We start from the raw sequence: 17,765 nt of genomic DNA on the forward strand, positions 1-17,765 counted from the left end.
AATTGTCATACCGTATTTATTTGCCATTCTCATCCATTTCGCTTACAATAAACAATAGCAAATAAAGAATCTCGTTATCACAGGGGGAGCCATGCCGCTGAGAGGGAACACTTCGTTCCGACCCTTCGAACCTGTTAGTTAATGCTAACGCAGGGATTGTGCAAACGTCCGAAATACATACCTCTTTTTTATTTACGTATTTCGTATCCTCCTATGATATCTATTCTTTTTTGTACAACTTGGTTTTAGGGGGAGACAATATGCGTAACACCAATTTACAAGCGATGATCGAATCTGCTATTCTTGCAGCCTTCGCCATGATTATCGACATTTTACCATTATCACTTAAACTTCCAACAGGCGGTTCCATTTCATTTGCTATGATTCCTATTTTTATTATTGCATATCGCTGGGGCTTTAAATCTGCTTTCTTAGGTGGCTTAATTTGGGGATTATTACAAATTGTTGTAGGTGATGCTTACATTTTAACACCTGTTCAAGCATTTATTGAGTACTTCATTGCCTTTGCTTTTATTGGATTTGCTGGTTTATTCTATCGACCAATTCAAAAAGCACTTTTAACTTCCAATGAAAATAACGAAAGAAAGAAAGTTATTGGTTACATTATTCTTGCTACATTTGTTGGTAGCTTTGCACGCTATTTCTGTCATTTTATTGCCGGTATTATTTTCTTTGGGCAATATGCACCGAAAGGTCAATCAGCTGTGCTATATTCATTAATCGTAAATGGTGCCACAATGCTTGGTTCTTTTATTTTATGTACAGTTTTACTTATATTTTTATTCCTTACTTCACCACGCTTATTCAAAAGCATCAGTGCTTATCAAATGAATACACAAAAAAAGGGCGCTTAATGAGCGCTCTTTTTTTCATATCGTAATATCAATTAAAAATACAATAAATGCACAAAAGAAAATAAATACCATTATACTTAGCCACTTGCTATGCACGGTTCATCGACTCCTTACATAACCTCATTTTCTATCCAAAGTATACTGTTTAAAAATAAAGATTAGGTAAAGATAATATGAAAATAAATTAAAAAAAGCGTAGCATGTACCATCTACGCTTTTTTTGGTAAGTAGAAGTAAAATAATACACCGTCTTCTGTATTCTTTACCCCATATTCAGCATCGTGTAGTTCTAAAATATTTTTAGAAATAGCTAGCCCAAGACCCGTTCCACCTTGTGAACGCTGACGAGCTGCATCCACGCGATAAAAACGGTCCCAAATTTTATCTAATTGTTCTTCTTCAATGTGAGTACCTTTATTTTCAATACACACTTTTATACGATCCTGCTCATCTATTGTGGAAATCATAATATCCTCTTTATTTGGTGTATAACGTATGGCATTCGTAATGAAGTTTACGATGACTTGTTCAATCCGACTTTGATTTGCCATCACTTCAACTGAACATATATTTTTATGCACACGAAGTTCTTTTTTCTCTATGTCCACAGAAAGGTATTCACATATATCTTCAATTACTGAATCAATATAAAATAAACCCTTTTTCATTTTATATGTACCTGACTCAAATTTAGCTAACTCAAGCATATCCAAAATTAAAGTATCCATTTTATCTACTTCTCGTTCCATCGCCTGAAAATAGTACTCTTTTTTATGTTCAGCTACTCCATCTTTTAAAATAGAAATACAGCTTTTCATAATACTCAGCGGTGTTTTCAATTCATGCGACACACCAGAAATAAATTCTTTCCGCGTATTTTCTAACTTTCTTTCCTTTTCAATATCTTGTTCTAGCTGTCCAATATGCGAATGGAGCTTATTAGATAATACATTAATATTTTTCGATAAATCACCAATTTCATCTTTTGAAGTAATCGGTATTTGTTCTGTGAAATCTAAGTGTGCTATTTTCTTCGTCGTATCATTTATTTTTAATAACGGCTTTGCAATTTGTTTTGAATAATAAAACGAAGCTAGAAAAATGAGAACGACTACAAATGCAATGATGTAAATGTAGTAATCTTGCACCATTTGTACTGCTTCATCTACAGGCTGTAAAGAAGCCATTGCATAAATATATGTTACTGATCCGTCTTTTTCTTTTATTGGCTTAATTAATAATTTATATTTTATATCATTCTTTTCATCGTCCATTGTTTGTGTTGTATATTGTATGTGTTTGTTCTCTTTTAATAATAAATCAGTTTGAAAAACCTTAATATTATCTAAAAATATGCTATTTTTATAAATTGGATTCACAGGACCGTTTACATCTGGTAACTGTACTTTTGTAACACGTCCTCCTATGTAAAAATCTGGTTCTTGGGCAGCTTGCTCCTGAACGGCCGGCCTCTTCTCCTTAACAACTTGTTCCCCGACTGCTTTCTTTTTCTCCTCATATAATTTACTCATTTTCTCATTAAATGCTTTTTCTAACGGTTTATTAGATCCGCTTAAATTCTGCTTAGATAAAGAAAAAGAGAATGGAATAAAACTATCTTCTTTTCTCACTCCAGAAAAATAAATTTCTTGTCCTAAAAACTGCTCTGATGATTTATTATCAATCTCCTCTATATTGACGAGATTACCTAAGGGAATCTTGAATATTTGTTGTCCAAAGCTCTTTTGTTGCATACGATTTATTGTTACTTCAAAATAAAAATCATCCGCATGTTTTAAATTCCCATTCTGATCTAACGTTGTAATCCACGTATTATTTTCTCTTAAAAAATCTTGCTCCAGCTTCTGAATTCCTTCTGCACTTCCTGCATAATTCAAATAATTCTTCTCAAAAGTATTTAAATTCACTTTAATATCTTCTACTTTTCGATTCGCATAATATTGTTTAAAAAATATCGTTTGTCCAATAAATATCGTCACTAAAATTAACATGCATAATGCTGTTGTGAGGGTAAATAATTTTAGTACAATCCCTTTTCTCATACATTTCCCTCAAATTTATAACCTGTTCGTACTACAGTTGTAATGCACTTTGCTTTCTCTCCTAATTTATTTCTTAAATTACGAATATGACTATTAACCGTTCGATCATCACCAGCAAATTCATATCCCCAAATTCTTGAAATTAATTGTTCCCTTGTTAGTACAATTCCTTGGTTTTTCATGAAATACACTAATATTTCAAACTCCGTATGCGTTAAACTAACATCTGCCTCATCAACAGTAACAGTACGTGACGGAAAATGGACGTGGATGCCATGAATCGATAAAGTATCATCTTCGTTCTCTAAAGGTTTCTTCGATCCTTTTCTACTTTCTAATAATCGTTTCGCTCTTGCTAATAGAATGGGTGGACTATACGGCTTCGTCACATAGTCATCTGCCCCAAGTTCAAAACCAAGTAACGTATCGTCTTCATCTACGCGCGCCGTCAGCATAATAATAGGCACCTCAGACGTCTTTCTAATTCTTCGGCAAACAGACCATCCATCGAGTTCTGGCAACATAATATCTAAAATAACTAAATCAACCTCTTCTTCCTCAAATACAACTAAAGCTTCTTTCCCATCTCTTGCTTCAAACACTACATATTGCTCGCTCAAAAAATAATCTTTTAATATTTCACGCAAAATATCTTCATCTTCCACAATTAAAATGTTTTTTGACATAACTTATGTATCCCCCTTCCGTTTTCAGAAACTATCACTTCATTTTGAATAACTAGCCGTTAACTTCGCCTCGATAATATATCTATCTGGTGCATCCCCTATATAATCAAATGGATAGCAAGTCGTCAGTGTTAATATCGGTTCTTCTTTTTTTATAATAACAGTACGATCATCTGCATGGGTAATCCATGTCTTTTGAATTTCATATGTGTAAATTTTATTATCATACTCTAAAACAAGAGTATCTTTTTCTTTTAACTCCCCTAAATCGGTAAATACAGTATCCCGGTGCCCACTCAAAACAGTATGTCCACCTCCAGATGGCGTTGTCGTTAAATCACTAACGAACATTCCAACTCCTTTCTTCAACGTTGTCTCATCTGCTCCCCAATATATAGAAAACTTCTTCTTTATTTTCGGTATATGTAACAGTGCAACCTTTTCTCCTTCTTTATGTTCTGTTTGAGAAGAAGGTACTTGGGAAGTTACAGGCGTTTCATAAGAAAGTTGATTATCTTGTATATTTTCAAGGCTCTTTAATTCTTCTTTTGTTAATTGTTGAGCAGAGCTTTTTCCTTTATACCATTCCATAGCGTAATATGATCCCATAAATAGTCCTATGGCCATCAATATGATACCGATATAATTGAGTAACTTCATGTTCATCCCTCCATGCCAAAAATGGTAGGAATAACCTACCATTTTTAATATATGAAATTATTCCATTCTTTATAGGACAATATTTTACTTACGCCTTAACTTTATTGCGACGATTCAAACCAAATAATGTCCCTATCCCTACAAGACATGCGCTTAGTGCCATCATTGCTACATTATTGGATGCTGTGTTTGGTAATTTTTCACCTTGTACAACTGGCTTTGCTACTTCTTTTTTTGCCATATCATTTTTCAACTGTTCTTGTGCTATTCTCTTTTTCTCTTCTTCACTTTTTTGCTGTTCCTTAATCGCTGCTTCTTTTTTCGCTTTATCGTTTTTCAACTGCTCTTGCGCTATTCTCTTTTTCTCTTCTTCACTTTTTTGCTGTTCTTTAATCACTGCTTCTTTTTTCACTTTATCTTGCTGCAGTTGCGCCTGTTCTTCCTTCGTTACTGTTCCAGTATCCGCGCTTGCTACTGAAGAATATCCTACTGTTAAAAGTGCCATTGCACAAATTGGTAATAGTTTCTTTTTCATTTTATTTCTCCCTTTTTATACTTTTTACATCACTTCGCATCGGATGTATCACTAGAATAAACAAGAGATATAAATATAAAATGCAGATGAAATATATTTCATTTAAAGATTTCATTGTAGAAAAATAAAAAAACATCGCAATATATACGATGTTTTTTCGGGTGTGTGTCTCAATATTTACATGTTACTTTCGCATGATTTAGAAGTAGAACGGGCCGGAGCGATAACTAATTGTCTCGGCTCAGTTTTCTTTAAGTGATTTTTGACGTTACACTTACGACGTTGAACAACCCACGCTTTAATAGGGTTTGTCAAAATAATCTTTTGCTCTTCATTAGGGGCCTCTTCTTCAAACCTACAACTTTCGCTCCATTTATTCCATTTCATTGTAAATTTAGAAGAAGAATGATCGTCTTCTCGATCAAACAAGTGCAAAAAATCCATTTCGCCAGCTAGCATTACGGTGTTGCTAGTTGCTAAAAAAGAAAAGGTCGTCCAACGTTTCTCCATGCCCTCCTACTCCTTTTTCACATATAGAGTGCCTAAAACTTAATTTACCTAAAATATGCTTGCCTTTTACCTTACACTTATAGTTTATCCAAAACACTACTATGCAACTATCGATTTGCCTTACAACTACCTTACATTTTTGTAAGAAACAAAAAACCTTCACTCTCTATACGTGAAGGTTTCTCAGTTCTCATCTATATGATCTTTCATATGATCGACTCCAGCTTCTTGCAGCTGCGACATCATACCGTGGGAAATTGCGCCTAATACTAAAGTCATTCCAATTAGTGAAATCCGAATCGCTGGTACATCAATTATGTAAGCCAAACTACCAAGAACAATTGTTAAAAACAATGCTTTTATAAATGTTGCACTTGTATACTCTTTCTTTCTCATCATAATCACCCTTTTGGAAGCGTTTTCTTTATGTAATCAGTATATCATATCATCTGACTATATTGTGGGGATTTCTGTAAAAAACTTATATCTTCTTTGACTTTTCCCTTTCTTTCCTTTACAGTCGAAATGTTCACAAGTTTTACACTGTAGGAGGACTCCAATGAATATTGAAATAAAAGATACTTTAATTTCTGAAGAAAAATTACAAGAAAAAGTAAAAGAACTAGCACTTCAAATCGAACGTGACTTTGAAGGAGAAGAAATCGTAGTAATCGCTGTATTAAAAGGATCTTTCGTATTCGCTGCCGATTTAATTCGTCACATTAAAAACGATGTAACAATCGACTTTATTTCTGCATCTAGCTACGGAAATCAAACAGAAACAACTGGAAAAGTAAAACTATTAAAAGATATTGATGTAAACATTACTGGAAAAAACGTAATTGTCGTAGAAGACATTATCGATTCTGGTTTAACACTTCACTTCTTAAAAGATCACTTCTTTATGCATAAACCGAAAGCATTGAAATTCTGTACGTTACTTGATAAACCTGAGCGTCGTAAAGTAGACTTAAAAGCTGAATATGTTGGCTTCCAAATTCCAGACGAATTTATCGTTGGCTACGGTATCGACTGTGCAGAAAAATATCGTAACTTACCATTTATCGCTTCAGTTGTAACGGAATAATATAATAGAATAAACTTTCATCAATTATTGGTGGAAGTTTATTTTCTATCACGATTCGTAAAAGACAAAGGGAGAGAAAAAAATGACAAAGACAAAATTTGAAAAAGTACTCCTCATCGTAAATCCAAAAGCAGGGCAAGGCGATTTACATACGAACTTAACGAAAATCGTACCACCTCTTGCCGCAGCTTTTCCTGACTTACATATCCTTCATACGAAAAAGCAAGGTGATGCAACAAAATATTGTCAGGAGTTTGCTAGTAAAGTAGATTTAATTATCGTCTTTGGTGGTGACGGCACTGTATTTGAATGCACAAACGGCTTAGCACCTCTTGAAACTAGACCTACACTTGCAATCATTCCAGGCGGAACTTGCAACGACTTCTCTCGCACACTCGGTGTTCCGCAAAATATTGCAGAAGCAGCAAAACTTATCACAAAGGAATATGTAAAACCAGTTGACGTTGCAAAAGCAAACGGACAACACTTCTTAAACTTTTGGGGCATTGGACTTGTATCTGAAGTATCAAACAATATTGATGCAGAAGAAAAAGCAAAGCTTGGGAAAATTGGTTACTACTTAAGTACCATTCGAACTGTCAAAAACGCTGAAACATTTCCAGTAAAAATTACGTACGATGGACAAGTATATGAAGACGAAGCTGTCCTTGTTATGGTTGGAAACGGTGAATATCTTGGTGGTATCCCGTCCTTTATTCCGAACGTAAAGTGCGACGACGGAACACTTGATATTTTCGTAGTTAAATCAACTGGTATTCAAGCGTTTAAAGATTATATCGGAAAGAAACTATTTGAAGACTCAAATGAAAATGACATCTTCCACGTAAAGGCGAAATCCATTCATATTGAAACAGAAGAAGAAAAAGAAGTAGATACAGATGGAGAAAGCTCGCTTCATACACCTTGTCATATTGAATTGTTGCAAGGGCACTTTACGATGATTTATAATCCTGCGGTTGTGTAATAAAAAAACGAGTGCTAGCACTCGTTTTTTCTCTTCTAATCTAGTTATATCGTTGAATCATTTCTTGTATTTCTTTAACTCTCTCTAAAGTAATTCCATTTCTTTGTTCGATCGCTAAAGGATGCTCGGTTGGTTCTAATTCAACATACGGTGCCATTCCAACTTCTCTTATATGTATATTTGTTTTTAAATTTAATGTTTCTGGATAAACTGGTATTTCTACAGATAACCACCCAAAATAAGGGTCACTATTTTCTCGGCCTCTCTCATCCCACTTTTCTAATACTTCATCATAACTTTCTTTACTAAGTGATACCCATACAGTCCATATGAAATTTTCGTGGTAATCAATGATAGGAATCTCTAAACAACCTCTAATAAAGTAATGTTCATCGTCCATTACACAAAGTTCTGATGTTAAATGGAAGCGTTCCTCTCTTTCATGAGGCGCTACCTCGTAATAATAATATGGTGCTTCACTTCCATAGCATAGAGGTAGTGCAAAACGATTCATTTGTACTTTTTCTCCGGATTTTCTTCTTCTTTTCATTTATTATTCTTTCTCCTATCCTTTTCAGTCACAAGCAAACTCCGCCCAATCTTTCCAGTGCGTATTAGAATCCTTATTCACAATAATGGTTAGATCTTTCTGCTCTATTGCAGCGGCTACTGATTGGAAAAATTCATTTTCACTTACTTTCTCGTCTTCAACATGTTGCCATTTTTCCGTTTCATATGCTACTTCCCAATCACCTTCTAAGCCGAACTCTTCTAAAATTTCTTCTTTTTCCCACCATAATAAATTTCTAGCTTCATCATTAGTCGCAAGCATACGCATGAAATCTCTTGGATAAGACTCTATCGTTTGTACCTCTATTTCATTATTCATATAATCTTCTTCTGTAAATTGATATTCAAAATGATGTTCGCGAATTTTTACACTACCGCTATGAATATTAGGTATAAATTCACCTTCATCATCAAATAATTCATAATCTCCATCATTTAATTGCAAAATACCATCATCACCAATTGTATGATTTATTCTATCACCGTATACGTGGATATCATTACATACACCTAATGAACCTACACCGACAACTTGAAATACCATTAACCAATCCTTATTGTCTTTAAAGAAAAGAGAGAATTTCACTTGTGAAATATCCATATATTCATTATCAAAGGTAGGAAATTCATAGTTATTTTGCTTTTTATCTAATAGTTTCAAAATATCTTTTTGCATCTGTATCATCTTCACCTCTATATAAAACTTTCAATTTCACCAGAGTATAGCATAGACATAACTGCCTTTCATTTTCTAATAATACTTCTAATAAAATAGCAAAATGGCCTGTTTGCATACCCTAGTTCTTTTTAGATACAATGAAGGAAAGAAGCAACCTGACACAAGGGAGAGGAAAAGCTGTGTTCAGCCAACAGTTAGTTAATTTACGCATTGATTTTGCATTTAAACAATTGTTTGGTACGAATGGTAGTGAAGATATTCTAATTGCATTTTTAAACGCTATGTTACAAGAGTCTTTAGATTCACCCATTACTTCTCTACAACTAGAAGATCCGCATTTACATCGGGAATATGAAGAGGATAAGTTATCTATTTTAGACATTTCAGCGACATTAAACACAGGTACAAAAGTAAATGTAGAAATACAGCTCAATAATAATCACGATATGATGAAACGTAGTTTATATTATTGGGGAAAATTATACACATCTCAATTACAAAAAGGAATGCCATACAGCGCTCTTCGTAAAACCATCACCATTAATTTATTGAACTTCATAATGTTTTTAGATCACAAAGAATTTCATACAACGGGCACATTATGGAATACACAACAACAAAAACTCTTGAGTGATGACATAGAAATTCACATTGTAGAAATTCCAAAGTTAACAAAACAATGGCATGAAGAAAAAGTAAATCCGTGGAAAGATCCATTTGTTCGTTGGCTTTTATTGCTTTCAGCAAATGAGGATGAGCACTTAACTAAAACATTGGAGGATATTGCTATGAACCAAGATCCTATTTTAAAAAAAGCGATAAATAAATGGGAACGTATGAGTCAAGATTCTTCTTTCCGACAAGCCTATGACGCAAGGGAGAAAGTTTTAATGGATGAAGCAGCAAAATTCGCCCACGCAGAGACAGAAGGAATAAAAAGAGGAATGGAACAAGGAATAGAACAAGGAATAGAACAAGGAATAGAACAAGGAATGAAACGAGGGCTTGAAAAAGGGCTCGAAAAAGGTATTGAAAAAGGGCGAAAAGAAGGGGTTCAACAAGGAAAAATTCAAATGATTAAAGGTATGCATGATCTTGGTATACCACTTGAAACAATTGCTAAGGCAAGTAAATTAAGTGTGCATGAGGTTGAGCATATTTTAAAACATAAATAGTAATAAAAAAGGGCTTGAGTTGTTTCAAGCTCTTTTTTATCAACTTTCCTCGATATCATCCAATTTAGTCTTATAACATTCATTACACTCTAGCATAGTAGAAAGAATCCCTCTTTCATCAGGTAATAACACCCTCAAAACTTCTCGATCTATCTCTACGAAATACTTCATAATAATGGGATATCCTTCAATAATATTCGTATACTCAATTCCTTTTTAAAATTTTTTTCCGCTCTTTATTTCTTCTATTTTCAACATAAAAAATCCGAAACCATACAAAATGATTTCGGATTTCCTATAGTTAAAATATTAAATTACATTTCGAACAAAAAGGAGCAGAATTTCCTCTCCGAATTTTCGCATCACATTTTGGACAATATACATATCGCTCTTCTATCCTTTGTCGTTCTATCATCTGTAAAGATACGACTCTCATACTACACATAATCCCAATTAATATAAGGCTAACGATGAGTAGCATAACCCTCACTCCCCTCTTTATATTTTACCATAAAATAACAAAAGCGATTTCCTTATTGAGAATCGGTTTTATCTTTATAATCCTAACTTCGCCTTCGCGCCATCAGCAATTTTATCTACCTCTATTTCTACTTTATCATGTAAAAACTTACCTCTCGTAATGACATGCCAGTATGAGCCTTTTTGTAATTTATCTACTCCATCAATTGTTACTTCTTTCTTATCTCCATTCTCATCATAAGCTGTAACTGTATATTCAAACCCTTTATTTCCACCTAACTCTTTTTCATCTGTATCAATAATTGCGTAACGATATTCTAAATCAAGGAATGGATGGATTCATTCTATCAATCGCAGCACTCCCGTTTAATAAATATGCCGCTCCTGCGACGATAACAAGTAATGCTCCAAAAATAAACCTTTTCATCTATATTCCGCCTTTCATTATGTTTTCTTTAAGATGTTTCTAAGTATAGAGCGTATTTCTTAATAAAAACTCATACGGTTTCTTAACATCTCCTTAAACTAAAAGTGAAATATTAATTAGAAAGATCCAAACAGCAAAAAGTAACTTTTCACACTACCATTGACAAAATCACACCCGTAGTGTAATTTTACACCACAAGAAAAAAGGAGCTGCATTATGGATAAACAAGAATTTATTGAACTCGTTAATTCAAAATTAAAACTCATTCGTGTTGAGAACGATTTGTCACAAGAAAAAATGTCAGAAGTTATTGGTTTATCGAAGAAAACATTAGTAGAAATTGAAAAAGGAAGACGCACGCTAACATGGTCAGGTGCAGTTTGCGTCGTAACACTCTTCGAACAGAGCGATACAGTCCAGATGACATTCGGGGATGATGTGAATGAAATTATAAAAACAATCGCTTTTACACATTACAATACGCCCTTCCCGAAGACGTTAGGAGGAAAAATGTGGTGGCGACAAATAAAAGAATTAAATGGTTACCAAATACAACAAAATATTTTATCTCAACATTACAGAATTTTAGATAAAGAAGACCGCAGAATATGCCATTCATTCGAATTGGATGAAATTGAAAAGCGATTTATGGAAATGGCAAAAACATCTCAATAAAGTTCAACTAATCGGGCTTTTAAGGGCAGCCCGACTCCCACCTAACTTCTTCGCTCCAACCAAATTTTGAGGTGGGGTCCCTACTTACCCATTTATGCCGGATAAATTTATTAAACTTCATAATGTTTTCAAAACAAAAAGTCTTCCATGCAACGAGCATACTATGGAAGACACAACAGCAGAAACGCCTAAGTGATGACATAGAAATTCCAAATTTAACAAAACAATGGCATGAAGAAGATGTAGAAAAACACCGAGAAGGTTGCCGGTATACACTGTATCAAATTGAATGATTACCAAAGCTTTCAACGATGATTTATAATCCTCAGCTTATATAAGCCTTATTTTGCTATACTTTAACAATTACTAACCTTCGCATTTTTTCAAAAAATAAAGTATAATGAACTAATATAAAAAAGGTTGTTAACAAAATCGTTAACAACCTTTTTTGTTTTTCTGAAAAACTTTTCAATTTAAGGGAGCGATCACATGTATTGGAGAAAAAATGATAAACCTGTAGTAGAACCAGAAGCAATTGCTGTATGGGAATGCCTAGAAGAAAACTGCCGTGGATGGATGCGTAAAAACTTTGCATTAGAAGCAGAACCGAAATGTCCGTTATGCAAAAGCGATATGGAAAGCGGCGAACGCTTATTACAAAAGATATAATAAATTCTCTTCTTCACCTTTTATAAACTGAAACATAGAGGATTCTCTTTCTCCTTATTTACAATGTGCATCGAAAGCAAATAAACTATACAAAAAGTTTTGCGTATCCTCGCAAAGCTTTTTCAATATCTCAAACTCATTCCAACTATCATTCTTTACTAAAAAAATAAATTACATTTTGAATAAAAAGGAGCAGAATTCCCATTTCCAGTTCTCCCATTCCCCTTAAGACAATACACATAAAAATCTTTTTTTCTCTGTACCTCTACTATCAAAGAAATTACTACTTTCATCCCGGTCATAATTCCTATCAAAATGATGCTAAGAATCAATAACATAGTGTATCCTCACTTACAAAAAAAGTGAAATATTAGGAAATCTTATTTCATATTTTATACCCCTATATTCATTAGATCAATTCGCTACAATCATTTCTATATGGTTTCAAAACAATCTAATATAAACTTTTACTAGATTTATATCTAGGATTACATACTACACCTCTTTCGGAAGGACAATTTTTTATAGGCTCATACAAAATTTTATGCTTGAATCTTAAGACGAGTAAATCCAAATACAGATCCTAACGCTACAAGACATGCACTTAGCATCATCATTGTTACGCTATTTGATGCTGTATTTGGTAGTTTTTCTCCTTAAGAATATTAAAAAGCCCCAAACTATAATAGTTTGAGACCCTTGAATTCTATATTCTATTTTTGAGTAAGAAACAAACTTTTATTTTTGATTTTTTCCTTTTGTACTTAATAAATAAGATTAAATGATATAGGAATAAAGTATTTACTTCTCATCTTTAATTTTAATTTTCGCTTGTTTATAAAAATCTAATTTCTCTTTGTTATATTCTTTTGTATATCCATTAAATTTCTCTTTTTCTCGTTGAATGTCCTCATTCATTTGATTTACACCTTTAATCTTTTCACTAATCTTTTTTAAGTTCGTTTCTTTTTCGCCTAAGCTTTTATATACTTCTCTTTCAAATCCCATTAATTTTTGATACGAATCATTTATCTTATTAAAAGATGCATAGCGCTTTTTATAAATATCCTGTATGTTTTTTGCTTGTTTTTGAAGAGCAGCATCTTCCATTTTATCTATAGTTTTATGAACTGATTTTATTTCTTCCTGTGCTTTTTCAAAAGCTTCTTTTTCTTTGTTCCATACTTTTTCACGTTCGTCCATACTTTTTGTAGCTTGCTCTATCTTCGGCATAATTGCTTGGTTACTATCTTTACCATCATTTATAATTTGATTGTATAACTCTTGATCTTGTTTTTCTAAACCCTCTAGTTTTTTCGCATCTTCAGAAACCGCCTTTTCTTGCTTCGTTGCATTTTCAAATGCGACGTACAATTCTGCTTCTGGCTTTGCGCCAAAACACCCTGTCAATAAGCTTATAGATATAATTCCGGTAATCGTTAACGCTTTATAAGTCAATGTCAATTCCTCCTATGTTACATTCGTTTATCATGCATAAAGTTCAAGGGGAAATGATCATCTTCATGATATGCTTCAAATTCATACCCTTTTTCTTTTAAACCTTTAATAATAGCCGGTACTGCAGCGATAGATTGCGGATGAATATCGTGCATTAAAATAACTTCTTTGGGATTTGTCGCACTAGCAAGTACATTTTGAACAATTTTCGCTTTCGCAGTATCAATTGGTATACTATTATATTCCCAATCTAATGAATCAATTGTCCAATCCCATACTCTAAGACCATTTTCTACAACTTTATTACGAAGTTCTTCGTGTAATCCTGGCTTTGAACCATATGGTGGGCGTGTTAGTTTTGGGGCATGTCCGAGAATACTAGCAATTAAGCCTTGATCCTCTTTCATTTCATCTACGTAGCCACCTTGGGCATATAATTTTCTATTATTGTGCGTCATACTATGCATACCAACATAGTGTCCTTCCGCTTCTTCTCGTTTTACTAAATCAGGGTATGATTTTACATTTTGACCGATTAGAAAAAATGTTGCTTTTGCATCATTTTCCTTTAATATGTCTAGTAACTGTGCCGTATATTTTCCTGGTCCGTCATCAAAAGTAAGATAGGCAATTTTCCTAGTTTGACCATTAAATTGCGTTGGTGCAACCTTATTCATCTCCACTTTTATTTGTTCATTTGCATTTTGAACTGGATTCTCTTGATTTGCTATCGCTTTTGCAGGTGAAGTTATTGCTTGAAATACAAAAAAAGCCCCTCCCACTACAACTATAGCTACCATCATTACAACTATATTCTTTACCTTTAACAGTTTCCCCATTCTATTAATTCCTTTCTACGTCCATTACTTACTTATACTAAAAATATTACTCTAGTTTTTTACCCCTTCCCCCGGCATCCATTCTATTTTTCCTTTGGAAGCACAATCCTCTTATATAATTGAACAGTGATCAAATAGTAGACACCGTAAATGATTAAAAATATACAAATCGGAAGTCCAATATTCACATATGGATTTACAAAAAACTTAACAAATGTAAATATATTCATTCCTACCAAAACGTGTATAAGACCCAATATGGCTGGAAATAAAAATACAATGCCTAATTCTTTATACATAGATTGTATAAGTAATTCTTTACGTACCCCAATTTTCCGAAGCATCTCATACCGCCCTATATCTTTCGTAGCTCCAGAAAGGATCTTAAACATTAAACAACTTGCCATCATAGCTAAAAAAGCAAGACCTAAAAAGAATCCCATAAAGGAAGTTCCTTTTGAGAAGACGAGCATAGATTCATAATCACCATAGTTTGTTGGTAAATATACGTCTTCCTTAGGCTTATTAATAGCAACGGCTATTTTTTCGATTTGACGATTATCCATCTCTTTTAACTCTGTCTTATACCGTAAAATATTATCGATTTTAGCAATAAAAAACGTATGCTCATTACCTTGAATTGCTTTATACCGGTTTTCGTCGACGATATATACAGGTTTACGATTATATACAGTAATATTCGATCTAAAATCACTATCCATACTCTTATCCCAATTCAGTGGTAACGTAGAACTAGATGGATCAACTTCCTCTCCCTTAAACATCCTATAGCTCGAAGATGGAAGTTGTTCAGAAATATGTGTTGTCTCTTTCTTTCCGAACAGAAGTGGCGGATTCTCTAATAATTCCTCTTTTAAATAGTAAACAGCCTCATTATCAACTTTATATTTATATTGTCTTTTATCTATAATTTTCATTTTTTCCATAGCTTTATAATCCGCTGCTTCTGGATCATGAATTGTAATATCATACCCTGACATTCTTTCTGCTGTAAGGATTACGTTTTTCTGTAAAGACATGCCACCAGCCATTGCCCCCACGCCAAGACCAATTAACATCGTTACCGTTCCTAATATTTTCGCCAAACTACTTACACGGAACTGCAATTGTGCAAATGTAAATGCATTTAATTTCTTCTCATTTAAATAGCGCGTTTTCTTTAGCCTATTAACAATCATAGGTAAGAACGAAATAAATATAAGATATGTCCCAATTGTAATCGTGAATAATGGCAGCATAATGGCGCCAGCACCTTTTATTCCTACGAAGATTACGAAATAATATCCTACACCTAGTCCTAGCAAACTACATAAGAGTAACAATATCGTGGCTGGTCCTTTCATTCGTATGCGCTCCGTTTGCTGCTCTGTACGAATTAAATCTAGTTCTGTTTTAAGTGCTATACGAATGGCATTCACAACGGATGTAAGTAGAAATAACGCACTAAAGAATATAAATGTTATTTTGAATGCAGGACCATAAAATGCTTGATAACCTTCCGCTGAAATTTCCAATTGTTTCGTTAGAAATTTGCTAACGAAATTGGAAAGAATAGCTCCGAATACACTCCCTAATGCTAGTGAAATCATTCCCATAAACAATGTCTCAAAAAATAAAAGTTGGCTGATTTTACTCTTTTTGGCCCCTAAAATAAGATACATGCCGAGTTCCTTCCGCCGGAGTGAGAGAAGAAATGAGTTTGCATAAAAAATATAAAAGAATGTAATAAACGCCACCAAAATCGATCCTATTTGAAATACAAATACGATTGAACCAATAATACTGTTATTCATTGTAAACTCTTTATTTAACGCAAGCGTTTGAAACATATAAAAAATAGAAATTGAGATGACAAGACCTATTAATAAAACGATATAATCCTTAATCATTTTTTTCATACTAGAAATAGAAAGTTTTAATAACACACTCTACACCCACGCTTCTCTACAGTGTGGTGTACTACATTCATCTTTTTACTATAACCTCTTTGTACAACGTTCTCTTCAAATATTAAAGTTTTCATATTGCCTCCTGTCATTTGGCTAGTGCTGCGATCATGCTATTTTCATAGCCACTAACTATCATTTTATCTTTTCCCTACAAACAGCAATATTGATTCCTCTTACATTATCCTTACATTTTTGTAATGTACACTTCCGAAAAAAACATTACAATATACAAATCAAACATTTTATAATCCGATTCATATACCTTTTGACATCAATATTCTCACGCTCAAATAATATATTTACACATATAAAGTCGAAGGATATTATATAGGTTTTCTAGCCTATTTAAGAGGTTATATAAATAATTAATATTAAAAATGTACAAAAAAAAAGCCCCACTGTAATACTTAATAACTTTGCACTTATCATCAGTTTACCTCTTCATTATAATTGTCCGAGATAAAGATAAGATAAAGATAAAATAAAAACATTATAAATATATAACCATATATTATTAAATTTAGTACCGTTTTACTTTTCCTTATCCCTCTTACTCTTTATTTTACGTTCATTCTCTTCGTTTCTAACTCACCTCTCAAAGGCACTACATAAAACTATTATTTAGGTTCTATTAAAATTACATCTTCTAAATCATATAAATTCGCCTTTGGTTTTGCATAAATAATATAAGCAAGACCATATTGATCCGGTTCTTGCTCTATCACCTCTGCTACTTCAAGGCCAGGTGGTATTTTCTGACTCAATTCAGAGGTAATAATACTATCACCTATTTTTATTTCTTTCGCTTTATCTGATGGAATATTATCAATTCGAAGAGCCTGTTTTTTCTTATCATACCCTGTAACAAATCCTAAAATGGATGAATTATTTTGAAGGGTGATTGCTAAACGATTCGTTCGTTCATCATTCGTAATTAATTTCACAACAGATGTATATTGATCTACACTCTCTACCTTTCCAATAAAACCTTCCACTGTAATAACAGCCATACCAACCTTTACACCATGTTGTGCTCCTCTATCAATAGTGACTTCTCCATACCACTCTTCTGCTACACGAGTTACTACTGTAGCTTGAATTAAATTGTATTTTCCTTGTTCCTTTAATTCTTTCGTTTTGTTGATAAGTTTAGTAAGGTTTTCTTTCTCCTCACTTAATATTTGCACTTTACTCTTTAACGATTCTTGATGTTCAATTTTCCCTTTCAATACCTGATTCTCTCTATATACTTTATAGATGTCTTCTATATTATGAACAATATTTTGGACATGCTTATTATTTGTACATACATACACCATCAATAAAGCCAAAAGAATAATTGAAAGAAATAATAATATTTTCTTCTTAGAAACCTGCATAATTATCCTGCTACTCCCTACTATTTTTTATCTACATACTATA

Annotated in this window: 20 protein-coding genes, 2 pseudogenes and 1 riboswitch; of the genes and pseudogenes, 6 read left to right on the top strand and 16 right to left on the bottom strand. The window is 33.2% G+C overall.

From position 1 onward, the window contains the following. Positions 1-72: 72 nt before the first annotated feature. A riboswitch (TPP riboswitch) is annotated at positions 73-174 on the top strand. Between the two features lie 86 nt (positions 175-260). Continuing rightward, complete coding sequence (thiT, locus tag AC3WTA_RS11785) at positions 261-875, top strand: energy-coupled thiamine transporter ThiT (RefSeq protein ID WP_001246580.1); 615 nt, start codon at positions 261-263, stop codon at positions 873-875. 209 nt (positions 876-1,084) lie between these two features. On the opposite strand, the gene AC3WTA_RS11790 is transcribed toward thiT, so the two are convergent. The 6 genes from AC3WTA_RS11790 to AC3WTA_RS11815 form a co-directional block, all read right to left on the bottom strand. After that, complete coding sequence (locus AC3WTA_RS11790) at positions 1,085-2,938, bottom strand: sensor histidine kinase (RefSeq protein ID WP_001225372.1); 1,854 nt, start codon at positions 2,936-2,938, stop codon at positions 1,085-1,087. Then, positions 2,935-3,624 (bottom strand): response regulator transcription factor, encoded by a 690-nt coding sequence (locus tag AC3WTA_RS11795; protein WP_000041851.1) that lies wholly within the window; start codon positions 3,622-3,624, stop codon positions 2,935-2,937. The genes AC3WTA_RS11790 and AC3WTA_RS11795 overlap by 4 nt, the downstream gene beginning before the upstream one ends. Positions 3,625-3,663: 39 nt before the next feature. Beyond that, positions 3,664-4,284 carry a class D sortase, LPxTATN-specific gene (gene srtD / locus AC3WTA_RS11800; RefSeq protein ID WP_000771570.1) on the bottom strand — a complete coding sequence of 207 codons (621 nt, stop codon included), beginning with the start codon at positions 4,282-4,284 and terminating at the stop codon, positions 3,664-3,666. 88 nt (positions 4,285-4,372) lie between these two features. Beyond that, a complete protein-coding gene (locus AC3WTA_RS11805; protein ID WP_000728026.1) occupies positions 4,373-4,819 on the bottom strand; it encodes an LPXTG cell wall anchor domain-containing protein in 447 nt (148 codons plus the stop codon). A gap of 177 nt (positions 4,820-4,996) precedes the next feature. Beyond that, complete coding sequence (locus AC3WTA_RS11810; RefSeq protein ID WP_000415593.1) at positions 4,997-5,329, bottom strand: hypothetical protein; 333 nt, start codon at positions 5,327-5,329, stop codon at positions 4,997-4,999. A 183-nt stretch (positions 5,330-5,512) separates the two neighbouring features. Further along, positions 5,513-5,728: a hypothetical protein gene (locus AC3WTA_RS11815; RefSeq protein WP_002096247.1), complete on the bottom strand. Its 216-nt coding sequence runs from the start codon at positions 5,726-5,728 to the stop codon at positions 5,513-5,515. A 160-nt stretch (positions 5,729-5,888) separates the two neighbouring features. On the opposite strand from AC3WTA_RS11815, the gene hpt reads away from it, so the two are divergent. Next, on the top strand, positions 5,889-6,416 hold the full coding sequence (gene hpt, locus AC3WTA_RS11820; protein ID WP_001019292.1) for a hypoxanthine phosphoribosyltransferase: 528 nt from the start codon (positions 5,889-5,891) through the stop codon (positions 6,414-6,416). Positions 6,417-6,498: 82 nt separating this feature from the next. Continuing rightward, positions 6,499-7,401, top strand: coding sequence for a diacylglycerol/lipid kinase family protein (locus AC3WTA_RS11825; protein WP_000167909.1), 903 nt, complete (start codon positions 6,499-6,501; stop codon positions 7,399-7,401). Between the two features lie 40 nt (positions 7,402-7,441). Here AC3WTA_RS11825 and AC3WTA_RS11830 read toward each other — a convergent pair whose 3' ends face one another. Then, entirely contained in the window at positions 7,442-7,951 is a 510-nt protein-coding gene (locus tag AC3WTA_RS11830) for a DUF2199 domain-containing protein (protein ID WP_000830219.1), read from the bottom strand. A 24-nt stretch (positions 7,952-7,975) separates the two neighbouring features. Next, the gene (locus tag AC3WTA_RS11835; protein ID WP_001168082.1) at positions 7,976-8,647 is read right to left on the bottom strand and encodes a DUF7003 family protein; all 672 of its coding nucleotides are present in this window, start codon (positions 8,645-8,647) and stop codon (positions 7,976-7,978) included. A 182-nt stretch (positions 8,648-8,829) separates the two neighbouring features. Between AC3WTA_RS11835 and AC3WTA_RS11840 the strand changes: the two genes are divergently transcribed. Continuing rightward, the gene (locus AC3WTA_RS11840) at positions 8,830-9,825 is read left to right on the top strand and encodes an Rpn family recombination-promoting nuclease/putative transposase (RefSeq protein WP_000492764.1); all 996 of its coding nucleotides are present in this window, start codon (positions 8,830-8,832) and stop codon (positions 9,823-9,825) included. A gap of 301 nt (positions 9,826-10,126) precedes the next feature. On the opposite strand, the gene AC3WTA_RS11845 is transcribed toward AC3WTA_RS11840, so the two are convergent. Continuing rightward, positions 10,127-10,306: a hypothetical protein gene (locus AC3WTA_RS11845; protein WP_002096244.1), complete on the bottom strand. Its 180-nt coding sequence runs from the start codon at positions 10,304-10,306 to the stop codon at positions 10,127-10,129. 74 nt (positions 10,307-10,380) lie between these two features. After that, positions 10,381-10,732: pseudogene (locus AC3WTA_RS11850) on the bottom strand (YxeA family protein). Between the two features lie 216 nt (positions 10,733-10,948). Here AC3WTA_RS11850 and AC3WTA_RS11855 point away from each other — a divergent pair. Both AC3WTA_RS11855 and AC3WTA_RS11860 read left to right on the top strand, forming a co-directional pair. After that, entirely contained in the window at positions 10,949-11,407 is a 459-nt protein-coding gene (locus AC3WTA_RS11855) for a helix-turn-helix transcriptional regulator (RefSeq protein ID WP_000360680.1), read from the top strand. Between the two features lie 489 nt (positions 11,408-11,896). Beyond that, positions 11,897-12,076 (top strand): cold-inducible protein YdjO-related protein, encoded by a 180-nt coding sequence (locus AC3WTA_RS11860; RefSeq protein ID WP_000289929.1) that lies wholly within the window; start codon positions 11,897-11,899, stop codon positions 12,074-12,076. Positions 12,077-12,234: 158 nt separating this feature from the next. On the opposite strand, the gene AC3WTA_RS11865 is transcribed toward AC3WTA_RS11860, so the two are convergent. The 6 genes and pseudogenes from AC3WTA_RS11865 to mreC form a co-directional block, all read right to left on the bottom strand. Next, positions 12,235-12,414: a hypothetical protein gene (locus AC3WTA_RS11865; protein WP_000924556.1), complete on the bottom strand. Its 180-nt coding sequence runs from the start codon at positions 12,412-12,414 to the stop codon at positions 12,235-12,237. A gap of 204 nt (positions 12,415-12,618) precedes the next feature. Beyond that, positions 12,619-12,732 (bottom strand): annotated as a pseudogene (locus tag AC3WTA_RS11870) (LPXTG cell wall anchor domain-containing protein); the annotation flags it as partial. Positions 12,733-12,877: 145 nt separating this feature from the next. Beyond that, the gene (locus AC3WTA_RS11875; protein ID WP_070169178.1) at positions 12,878-13,534 is read right to left on the bottom strand and encodes a YkyA family protein; all 657 of its coding nucleotides are present in this window, start codon (positions 13,532-13,534) and stop codon (positions 12,878-12,880) included. Between the two features lie 17 nt (positions 13,535-13,551). Next, positions 13,552-14,373, bottom strand: coding sequence for a peptidoglycan-N-acetylglucosamine deacetylase (locus AC3WTA_RS11880; protein WP_000517280.1), 822 nt, complete (start codon positions 14,371-14,373; stop codon positions 13,552-13,554). A gap of 83 nt (positions 14,374-14,456) precedes the next feature. Beyond that, positions 14,457-16,319 (bottom strand): FtsX-like permease family protein, encoded by a 1,863-nt coding sequence (locus AC3WTA_RS11885; protein ID WP_000924809.1) that lies wholly within the window; start codon positions 16,317-16,319, stop codon positions 14,457-14,459. Between the two features lie 641 nt (positions 16,320-16,960). Further along, on the bottom strand, positions 16,961-17,722 hold the full coding sequence (gene mreC, locus AC3WTA_RS11890) for a rod shape-determining protein MreC (protein ID WP_001198151.1): 762 nt from the start codon (positions 17,720-17,722) through the stop codon (positions 16,961-16,963). Between the last annotated feature and the right edge of the window lie 43 nt (positions 17,723-17,765).

The sequence above is a fragment of the Bacillus sp. EB106-07-01-XG149 genome (assembly GCF_058791555.1).